The 10,025-nt window shown below is 72.2% G+C and carries 5 protein-coding genes; 3 read left to right on the top strand and 2 right to left on the bottom strand.

The genetic code is table 11. The annotated features are described in order from the left end of the window. The first annotated feature begins 147 nt into the window (after window positions 1-147). Entirely contained in the window at window positions 148-1,422 is a 1,275-nt protein-coding gene (locus HNQ01_RS20370) for a putative bifunctional diguanylate cyclase/phosphodiesterase (protein ID WP_173807348.1), read from the top strand. A 158-nt stretch (window positions 1,423-1,580) separates the two neighbouring features. After that, on the top strand, window positions 1,581-4,208 hold the full coding sequence (locus HNQ01_RS20365) for a cation-translocating P-type ATPase (protein ID WP_173807347.1): 2,628 nt from the start codon (window positions 1,581-1,583) through the stop codon (window positions 4,206-4,208). Here the strand turns inward: HNQ01_RS20365 and HNQ01_RS20360 are convergent, their stop codons facing one another. Further along, window positions 4,209-5,732, bottom strand: coding sequence for a fumarate hydratase (locus HNQ01_RS20360; RefSeq protein ID WP_173807346.1), 1,524 nt, complete (start codon window positions 5,730-5,732; stop codon window positions 4,209-4,211). It lies immediately after the preceding gene. A gap of 341 nt (window positions 5,733-6,073) precedes the next feature. On the opposite strand from HNQ01_RS20360, the gene HNQ01_RS20355 reads away from it, so the two are divergent. Next, the gene (locus HNQ01_RS20355) at window positions 6,074-9,247 is read left to right on the top strand and encodes a transglycosylase domain-containing protein (RefSeq protein WP_217427632.1); all 3,174 of its coding nucleotides are present in this window, start codon (window positions 6,074-6,076) and stop codon (window positions 9,245-9,247) included. 11 nt (window positions 9,248-9,258) lie between these two features. Here HNQ01_RS20355 and HNQ01_RS20350 read toward each other — a convergent pair whose 3' ends face one another. Continuing rightward, complete coding sequence (locus HNQ01_RS20350) at window positions 9,259-9,882, bottom strand: TIGR00645 family protein (protein WP_173807345.1); 624 nt, start codon at window positions 9,880-9,882, stop codon at window positions 9,259-9,261. Window positions 9,883-10,025: the final 143 nt, after the last annotated feature.

Below are 10,025 nucleotides of genomic sequence, written 5' to 3'. Positions count from 1 at the left end.
CGCAAGCTCGTGACCATGCTCAACGCCATGGTCAAAACCAACAAACCTTGGGACACATCGCTTCACGGCGCTTGACTCGAAAGACGGTTACTCAGTCGCAACGGCCTGCACCAGCTGCTCGACGAGCGGCTCGAGCCCGCGGCCGGCGTGGCCGAAGCCGATTCCGGCGCCCAGGCCGCCGAGCCGGCGCTGGCGGTGCTGTTCATCGATCTCGACAACTTCAAGTCGGTCAACGACAGCCTCGGCCACGGGCTCGGCGACGAGCTGCTGCGCCAGGCGGCCGACCGGCTCGAGGGCTGCGCGCCGGTGCGCTCGCCGGTGGCGCGGCCCGGCGGCGACGAGTTCGTCATCGTGCTGCCGGGGGCCGGGGCCGAGCAGGCCGTCGAGGTGGCGGCGGCGGTGTGCCGGCGCATGGCGGTGCCCTTCCAGGTCGGCGGGCGCGAGCATTTCCTCGGCGCCAGCGTCGGCATCGCGCTGGCGCCCGAGCACGGCCGCAGCCGCAGCGCGCTGCTGCGCCATGCCGACATGGCGATGTACATCGCCAAGGAGGGCGGCCGCGGTCGCCACGTGATGTTCGAGGCGCCGCTCGACGCACGGCTGAGCGAGCGCAGCGCGCTGCTGGCCGACCTGCGCCAGGCGGTGGCGCGCGACGAGCTGGTGCTGCACTTCCAGCCGCGGGTCGGCGTCCACGCCGGCCGCATCGTCTCGGCCGAGGCGCTGGTGCGCTGGCAGCATCCGGTGCGCGGGCTGGTGCCGCCGGGCGTGTTCATCCCGCTGGCGGAGGAGTCGGACCTGATCGCGGCGATCGGCCTGTGGGTGCTCGATCGCACCTGCGCGCAGCTGGCGCGCTGGCGCCGCGACGGGCTGGCGATCCAGCGGGTGTCGGTGAACGTCTCGCCGCGCCAGCTGCAGTCGGGCCGGCTGGTCGAGGAGGTCGAGGCGGCGCTGGTGCGCCACGGCGTGCCGTGGCAGCAGCTCGAGCTGGAGGTGACCGAGAGCCTGCTGGTCGGCGACGCACGCCAGGCCAGCGCGCAGCTGACCGAGCTGCGCCAGCGCGGCGTGCTGGTCGCGCTGGACGACTTCGGCACCGGCTACTCGTCGATGGCGACGCTGCGCGACCTGCCGGTCGACGTGATGAAGGTCGACCGCGCCTTCGTGCGCGACCTGGGCAGCGACGCCTCGGCGCTGGCGATCACCCGGGCGATCCTGACGCTGGCGCAGTCGCTGGGCAAGCACACGGTCGCCGAGGGCATCGAGGTGCCGGCGCAGGCCGAGGCGCTGCAGCGCCTCGGCTGCGACGAGCTGCAGGGCTATCTGTTCGGGCGACCGATGCCGGCGGCGGAGTTCGAGCGGCTGTGCCGCGCCGGCCTGGGCGCGCCGGCTTCGATCCGGCCGGCGACCGACGCCGCGCTGCCGGCCTGAGCGCCGCTGCGTCGTGCGGCGGCAGGGCCGCGGGCTGTGGGCTTGTGGGCTGCAGCATGTGCTTGATGTTTCTCAATTCCGGCTGCGCCGGCTGCCCCGATGCTGTCTGCGGTCAGCGGGGTCGCTGACCGACCCGCCCCTGCCGGAGAGAACCGCCGATGCCCCCGTTGCTGCCTGATCCCGCCGATGCTCCGCCCGCCTGGCATGCGCTGCCGCCCGACGAGGTGCTGAGGCGGCTGCAGGTGGATGCCGACCGTGGCCTGGACGAGGCGGAGGTCGCGCGCCGGCGCGCCCGCCACGGCGACAACCGCCTGCCCCAGCCGGCGCCGTCGCCGGCCTGGCGGCGCTGGCTGCGGCCCTTCGCCAGTCCGCTGGTGCTGATCCTGGTCGCGGCGGCCGCGCTGGCGCTGCTGCTCGGCCACCGCGGCGACGCCGGCGTCATCGCGCTGGTCATCGTCGTCAATGCGCTGATCGGCCAGCTGCAGGAGGGGCGCGCCGAGCGCTCGATGGCCGCGCTGCGCCGGCTCTCGGCGCTGCAGGCGAGCGTGCTGCGCGACGGCCGGGCGCAGTCGGTCGCGGCCGCGGCGCTGGTGCCCGGCGACATCCTGCTGCTGGCCGCCGGCGATGCGGTCGGGGCCGATGCGCGGCTGCTCGAGGCGGTGCGGCTGCAGGCGGCCGAGGCGGCGCTGACCGGCGAGTCGGTGCCGGTGGCCAAGTCGGTGCTGGCGGTGGCGGCCGAGGCGGCGCCTGCCGAGCGGGCGTCGATGCTGCATTCGGGCACGCACCTGAGCGCGGGGCGGGCCCGCGCGGTGGTGGTGGCCACCGGCGCGGCCACCGAGGTCGGCCGGATCGCCGGGCTGACCGCCGCGGCGGTCGAGCCGGCCACGCCGCTGGAGCGGCGCATCGCGCGCTTCGGCCGTGCGCTGGCCTGGGCGGCGCTGGGGCTGTTCCTGCTGGTGCTGGCGCTGGGGCTGCTGCGCGGCCTGCCGGCGGGCGAGCTGCTGATGGTGGCGGTCAGCCAGATGGTGTCGATGGTGCCCGAGGGCCTGCCGGTCGCGGTCACGCTGGCGCTGGCGGCGGGCATGCAGCGCATGGCGGCCCAGGGCGCGATCATCCGCCGGCTGTCGGCGGTCGAGACGCTGGGCGCGACCACGGTGATCTGCACCGACAAGACCGGCACGCTGACCCGCAACGAGATGACGGTGCAGGCGCTGTGGTGCGCGCCGCAGCCGGACGGGGCGGCGCTCGCGCCCCGGGATCTGCTCGAGGCGGCGGTGCTGTGCAGCGATGCCGAGGCGGCCAGCGGCGACCCGACCGAGGTGGCGCTGGTCGTCGCCGCGGCGCGGCAGGGCCTGGAGGCGCAGGCGCTGCGCCGGCAGTGGCCGCGTCTGGCCGAGCAGCCCTTCGACGCGCAGGTCCAGCGCATGGCGACGCTGCACCGGCCGCTGGCTCCCGGGGAGGGGGCGCGGCTGATCGTCAAGGGCGCGCCGGAGGCGGTGCTCGCGCGCTGCCGCCCGGGGCCGGCGCTGCACGCCGCCCGCGCGCAGGCCGAGGCGATGGCCGCGCAGGCGCTGCGGGTGCTGGCGGTGGCCGAGCGCAGGCTGGCGCCCGACGAGGCCGCCGCCGGCCTGCCGGCCGAGCCCGCGGACCTGGGGCTGCTCGGTCTGGTCGGCCAGATCGATCCGCCGCGCGAGGAGGCGCGCGACGCGGTCGCCGCCTGCCGCGCCGCCGGCATCCGCACGGTGATGATCACCGGCGACCACGCGCTGACCGGGCTGGCGATCGCGCGCCGGCTCGACATCGCCCGCGACGGCGACCAGGTGATGGACGGCGCGGCGCTGGAACGGCTCGACGCGGCGGGGCTGCGCGAGGCGCTGCCGCGGGTGGCGGTGTTCGCGCGGGTGCAGCCGGCGCAGAAGCTGCGGATCGTCGAGGCGCTGCAGGCCGGCGGCGAGGTGGTCGCGATGACCGGCGACGGCGTCAACGACGCGCCGGCGCTGGCGCAGGCCGATGTCGGCGTGGCCATGGGGCGCACCGGCACCGAGGTCGCCAAGGGCGCCGCGAAGGTGGTGCTGACCGACGACCGCTTCACGACGCTGGTCGAGGCGGTGCGTCAGGGCCGGGCGGTGAGCGCGAACCTGAAGAAGGTGATCCTGTTCCTGTTCGCGACCTCGCTCGACGAGGTGGCGCTGCTGCTGCTGGCGCTGCTGGCGGGCTGGCCGATGCCGCTGGACGCGGTGCAGATCCTGTGGATCAACCTGGTCACCGAGGCGACGCTGACGCTGGCGCTGGTGCTCGATCCGCCCGAGGCGGCGCTGATGCGGCGCCCGCCGCGACCACGCGACGATGCGCTGGTCGGCCGCGAGGCGATCGGGCGCATCGCGCTGATGGCGCTGGCGACCGTCTGCCTGTGCACCGGCTGGATGGCCTGGCGCCAGGCGCAGGGCGTGCCGGCCGGGGTGCTGCGCACCGAGGTCTTCACGCTGCTGGTGCTGTGCCAGTGGTTCAACCTGCTGAACTGCCGCTCGGCGCAGGCCAGCGCGCTGAGCGGGCTGACGGGCGCCGCGGGCAACCGCTGGCTGCTGGCCGGACTGGGCCTGAGCGTGGTGCTGCAGGCGCTGGTGCTGGCGTGGCCGCCGCTGGCGGCGATGTTCCACACCGTGCCGCTGCCGGCCGGCACGCTGGCGGCGCTGACCGGGCTGGCCGCCGGCGTGATGCTGGTCGAGGAGCTCCGCAAGGCCCGGGTGCGCCGGCGCGCCCGCGGGCCCCGCCGAGCCGGCGGCTGATCAGCCCTCGACGACCGGGATCTTGCCGATCCTGGCCTGCCAGACCTTCGGCCCCTCGATGTGGGCCGAGGTGCCGCCGGCGTCCACCGCCACCGTCACCGGCATGTCGACGACGTCGAACTCGTAGATCGCTTCCATGCCCAGGTCGGCGAAGCCGACGACCTTGGCCGCCTTGATCGCCTTCGACACCAGGTAGGCCGAGCCGCCGACGGCCATCAGGTAGGCGCTCTTGGCGTCCTTGATGGCCTCGATGGCGACCGGGCCGCGCTCGGCCTTGCCCACCATCGCGATCAGGCCGGTCTTCTCCAGCATCATGCGGGTGAACTTGTCCATGCGGGTGGCGGTGGTCGGGCCGGCCGGGCCGACGACCTCGTCGCGCACCGGATCGACCGGGCCGACGTAGTAGATGACGCGGTTGGTGAAGTCGACCGGCAGCTCCTCGCCCTTGGCCAGCATGTCCTGGATGCGCTTGTGCGCGGCGTCGCGGCCGGTGAGCATCTTGCCGTTGAGCAGCAGCGTGTCGCCCGGCTTCCAGCTGGCGACCTCGGCGGGCGTGAGCGTGTTCAGGTCGACGCGCTTGCTCTTGTTGTAGTCCGGCGCCCAGTTGACGTTCGGCCACAGGTCCAGGCTCGGCGGGTCCATGTAGACCGGGCCCGAGCCGTCCATCACGAAGTGCGCGTGGCGGGTGGCGGCGCAGTTCGGGATCATCGCGATCGGCTTGGAGGCGGCGTGCGTCGGGTAGGTCTTGATCTTGACGTCCAGCACGGTCGTCAGGCCGCCCAGGCCTTGAGCGCCGATGCCCAGCGCGTTGACCTTCTCGTACAGCTCGATGCGCAGCTCTTCGAGCTTGTTCTGCGGGCCGCGCTCGAGCAGCTCGTACATGTCGATGTCGTCCATCAGCGCTTCCTTGGCCAGCAGCGCGGCCTTCTCCGCGGTGCCGCCGACGCCGATGCCCAGCATGCCCGGCGGGCACCAGCCCGCGCCCATCGTCGGCACGGTCTTCAGCACCCAGTCGACGATGTTGTCCGAGGGGTTGAGCATGTAGACCTTGGACTTGTTCTCCGAGCCGCCGCCCTTGGCCGCGACCGTGATGTCGAGCTTGTCGCCCGGCACGACCTCCATGAAGACCACCGCCGGCGTGTTGTCCTTGGTGTTCTTGCGCTCGAAGATCGGGTCGGAGAGCACCGAGGCGCGCAGCTTGTTGTCGGGGTTGTTGTAGCCGCGGCGCACGCCTTCGTCGATCGCGTCCTGGATCGAGCCGGTGAAGCCCTGCCACTTCACGTCCATGCCGATCTTCAGGAACACGTTGACGATGCCGGTGTCCTGGCAGATCGGGCGGCGGCCCTCGGCGCACATGCGCGAGTTGGTCAGGATCTGCGCGATCGCGTCCTTGGCGGCCGGGCTTTCCTCGCGCTCGTAGGCGCGCGCCAGATGGGCGATGTAGTCGGCCGGGTGGTAGTAGCTGATGTACTGGAGTGCGGCGGCGACCGATTCGATCAGGTCGTCCTGGCGGATGATGGTCATGGCGGGCTGGGGCTTTCGAGGGTCGATGACGCTTCGCCCTGAGGCGAAGTCGTCGGGGTCGCGATGGTGCGCCGGCCGACTTGCATCAATCTGGCACAGCCGGCTCGGCGCTGCCGACAGAGCGGCGAGTGTACCGAAGGCGCTCCGTGGCGGCGCCTGTCGGGCCGAAGGCGCGATATTGCGCGTCTGCCTGTGCTGAAGCCTGTCTTTCGGGGGGTTCTTCAGCCCCTGGTCCCGAAGGGTATTCAGTTAAGCTCGACTCGCGTGTCCTGGTTCACGGATTGCGCGGAGCGGGGCTCTTGTCCCGGTAACAGTTTTGTGAAAGCACAGGTCGGGCCGACATGAATCCTGGCGACGACAACTCCCATCCTTCCACGAACGAGGCCGGCCCGGCGCCGGCGCCCGAGGCGGGAGCCACCGCCGCGGCGCCCGCCCCCGCGGCGGCGCCGGCGCCGAGGCGCTGGCCGGGCATCCTGGCGCGCTGGGGCACCGCCGCGGTGGTGCTCGCCGGCCTGACGCATGTGGCGATGTGGGAGATGCGCACCTCGACGCTGCAGGCGCGCTTCTTCGCCGAATGGTCGGCGAAGCTGCGCCACGAGACCCGTCCTGGGCCGGCCACCGCGAGCCGCTATCCGAAGACCGGCCCGAGCGACATCCGCATGGGCTACACCCGCATTCCCGAGTTCCTCGCGTCGCTGCAGCCGCGCGGCTACGCGGTGACCTCGCAGGCGCAGCAGTCGCCGGCGCTGCAGGAGTTCATGGACCGCGGCTTCTTCCCGCCGTATCCGGAGCGGGTGCAGGCGGGCCTGCGGGTGCTGGACTGCCGCGGCGAGCCGCTGTTCCGCTCGCGCTTTCCGCTGCACACCTACGCGACCGAGGAGGAGGTGCCGCCGGTGGTGGCGCGCATGCTCGGCTTCATCGAGAACCGCGAGGTGCTCGACACCGCCGAGCCGCTGCACAACCCGGCCATCGAGTGGACGCGCCTGGGCAAGGCGGTGGTCGACCAGGTCGTCGCGCTCGCCGACGACGACCATGCCGCCGCCGGCGGCAGCACGCTGGCGACGCAGACCGAGAAGTTCCGCCATTCGCCCGAAGGGCGCACCGCTTCGGCGCATGACAAGTACCTGCAGATGGTCTCGGCCTCGGTGCGTGCCTACCGCGACGGCGAGAACACGGTGGCGGCGCGCCGGCGCATCCTGCTCGACTACCTCAACAGCCTGCCGCTGGGCGCGCAGCGCGGCTGGGGCGAGGTGCACGGCGTCAACGACGGCCTGCAGGCCTGGTACGGCGCGGACGTCGCGGCCAGCAACCGGCTGCTGGTCCAGCCCTCCGATCAGGCCGAGGGCCTGGCCGAGCGCGGCCTGGCGCTGCGGCGCGTGCTCAGCCTGCTGATCGCGCAGCGCCGCCCGGCGCACTTCTTCGGGCCGGGCCACGAGCAGCTGATGGGCATGACCGCCAGCTACCTGCGCCTGCTCGCCGCCGAGGGCGTCATCGGGCCGGCCCTGCGCGACGCGGCGCTGGCCGCGCCGCTGGACGTGCGCCCGGCCCATGCCGGCGCCATCCCGAACCTGGACTTCGGCGAGCACAACGCCGCCTCGCTGCTGCGGGTGCAGCTGTCGTCGCTGCTGAGCACGCCCCGCCTGTACGAGCTCGACCGCTTCGACCTGAGCGCGTCGAGCCCGCTCGACGGCCGGCTGCAGCGCGAGATCACCGCGCTGCTGCACCGGCTGCGCGATCCGGCCGCCGCGCGCGAGGCCGGGCTGATCGGCTTCCAGCTGCTCGAGAAGGGCGACCCGTCGAAGCTGCTCTACAGCTTCACGCTCTACGAGCGCGGCGAGGGCGCCAACCTGGTCCGGGTGCAGACGGACAACATGGACCAGCCCTTCGACATCAACGGCGGCGCCAAGCTCGAGCTGGGCTCGACCGCCAAGCTGCGCACGCTGGCGACCTATCTCGACATCGTCGCCGGGCTGCACCGCCAGCACGCCGGCATGAGCCGTGCGCAGCTCGCCGCGGTCGAGGTCGGCTCGAAGGACCGGCTGACGCGCTGGGCGATCGACTGGCTGTCGGCCCCGGGCGACCATTCGCTCGAGGCGATGCTGGACGCGGCGATGCAGCGCCGCTACTCGGCCAGCCCCGGCGAGAGCTTCTTCACCGGCGGCGGCGCGCATGTCTTCGCCAACTTCCACTCGGCCGACAACGGCCGGCTGCCGACGATGTACGAGTCGCTGCGCGACTCGCTGAACCTGCCGTTCATCCGGCTGATGCGCGACATCGTCTACCACCACATGTACCACGCCTCGAGCGATGCCAGCGACATCCTCGAGGGCGACGACGACAACCCGCGCCGCCAGGAACTGCTCAAGCTCTTCATCAACAAGGAAGGGCGGCAGTTCATGCGCAAGTTCTACCAGCGCCACCACGGCAAGGAGCCGGCCGAGGTGCTCGACCGGCTGGCCGAGAGCGTCAACCGCACCGCGCCGCGGCTGGCGGTGATCTACCGCTCGGTCGAGCCGGAGGGCTCGCAGGCCGACTTCTCCGCCTACGTCCGCCGCCACCTGCCAGGCGCGGCGCTGGCCGACGATTACCTCGAGACGCTCTACAAGCGCCATGCGCCGGGCAACTACTCGCTGGCCGACCGCGGCTACCTGGCGCGGCTGCATCCGCTGGAGCTGTGGGTCGCGGCCTATCTGCGCCAGCATCCGGAGGCGCCGCTGGAGAAGGTGCTCGACGCCGGCGCGACCGAGCGCGAGCAGTCCTACGCCTGGCTGATGCGCAGCAAGGCCAGGCGGGGCCAGAACAGCCGCATCCTGCAGCTGCTCGAGGTCGAGGCCTTCGCGAAGATCCACACGCAGTGGAAGAAGGTCGGCTTCCCGTTCGAGACGCTGGTGCCGTCCTACGCGACGGCCATCGGCAGCTCCGGCGACCGGCCGGCGGCGCTGGCCGAGCTGATGGGCATCATCGTCAACGACGGCCGCCGGCTGCCGACCGTGCAGGTCGACCGCCTGCACTTCGCGGCGGGCTCGCCCTACGAGGTGGGCCTGCGGCGCATGCCGGCCGAGGGCGAGCAGGCGATGGCGCCCGAGGTCGCCACGACGCTGCGCAAGGCGCTGGGCCTGGTGGTCAGCGAGGGCACCGCGCGGCGCCTGAAGGGCGTGCTCGACGCGCCGGGGCAGGAGCCTCTCGTCATCGGCGGCAAGACCGGCACCGGCGACAACCGCCTCAACACCTATGCCCGCGGCGGCGGCCTGGCCGGCTCGAAGGTCACCAGCCGCACCGCGACCTTCGTGTTCTATCTCGGACCGCGCCATTTCGGCACGCTCACCGCCTTCGTGCTGGGGCCCGAGGCGGCCGAGTACAAGTTCACCAGCGCGCTGCCGACGCAGATCCTGAAGTCGATGGTGCCGCTGCTGAAGCCGGTGCTGACCGCCGGCGGCGATGCGCACTGCCCGGCGGGCCAGCGTCCGGAGCTGACCGCGGCGACCGCGGTGGCCCCGGCGCAGCAGTCGCACTGAGGCGCGGCGTCTCAGTGGCCGGCGTCGCCGGCCGGCGCGGCCGGGTGGATCAGCCGGTCGGTCGCCGCGATGGCCATCGCCGAGGCGAGAAAGGCGACGTGGATGATCGTCTGCCACAGCAGCGTCTTGTCGCTGTAGTTCTCGGCGTTGATGAAGGTCTTGAGCAGGTGGATCGAGCTGATGCCGATGATCGCCATGCCCAGCTTGACCTTCAGCACCGAGGCGTTGACATGGTCGAGCCACTCGGGCTGATCCGGGTGGCCTTCCAGGTTCAGCCGCGACACGAAGGTCTCGTAGCCGCCGACGATCACCATGATCAGCAGGTTGGAGATCATCACCACGTCGATCAGCCCGAGCACCACCAGCATGATGACGGTCTCGTTGAGCGCGGTGATCGGCGTCGTGCTCTTGTAGCCGATGCTCTGCACCAGGATCTCGAGCGCATGCTGGTCGCCCAGCGCCGCCTCGATCAGGTGGACCAGCTCCTTCCAGAACTGCAGCACGTAGACGCCCTGCGCAAGGATCAGGCCGAGGTAGAGCGGCAGCTGCAGCCAGCGGCTGGCGAAGATCAGGCGCGACAGCACCGGGGCGGACGAGGCGCCGGACGTGCGGCCAGGGGTATTGCGAGATTCCATGAGCGAGCGTTCTGGTGAATGAATGTGACGGGGAGATGAAGGCGGCATCCTGGCGGGTCAGGTCCGCGGATCAGGGTTTTCCATTATCTTTTCCGAAAAGGATTGTTGCAGCGCAATTGTCCATGGCTGCGGCATGCGAACGA

The organism is Sphaerotilus uruguayifluvii (assembly GCF_013294065.1).
Lineage (GTDB): Bacteria > Pseudomonadota > Gammaproteobacteria > Burkholderiales > Burkholderiaceae_C > Sphaerotilus > Sphaerotilus uruguayifluvii.
This window is presented reverse-complemented; position numbering and strand designations above follow the sequence as displayed.

Bases quoted from the DNA above. Each gene is read 5' to 3' on its own strand.
- HNQ01_RS20360 (WP_173807346.1), bottom strand. From the start codon at position 5,732: ATGACCATCATCCGCCAGGACGACCTGATCGAATCGGTCGCCGCCGCA.
- HNQ01_RS20355 (WP_217427632.1), top strand. From the start codon at position 6,074: ATGAATCCTGGCGACGACAACTCCCATCCTTCCACGAACGAGGCCGGC.
- HNQ01_RS20350 (WP_173807345.1), bottom strand. From the start codon at position 9,882: ATGGAATCTCGCAATACCCCTGGCCGCACGTCCGGCGCCTCGTCCGCC.
- HNQ01_RS20365 (WP_173807347.1), top strand. From the start codon at position 1,581: ATGCCCCCGTTGCTGCCTGATCCCGCCGATGCTCCGCCCGCCTGGCAT.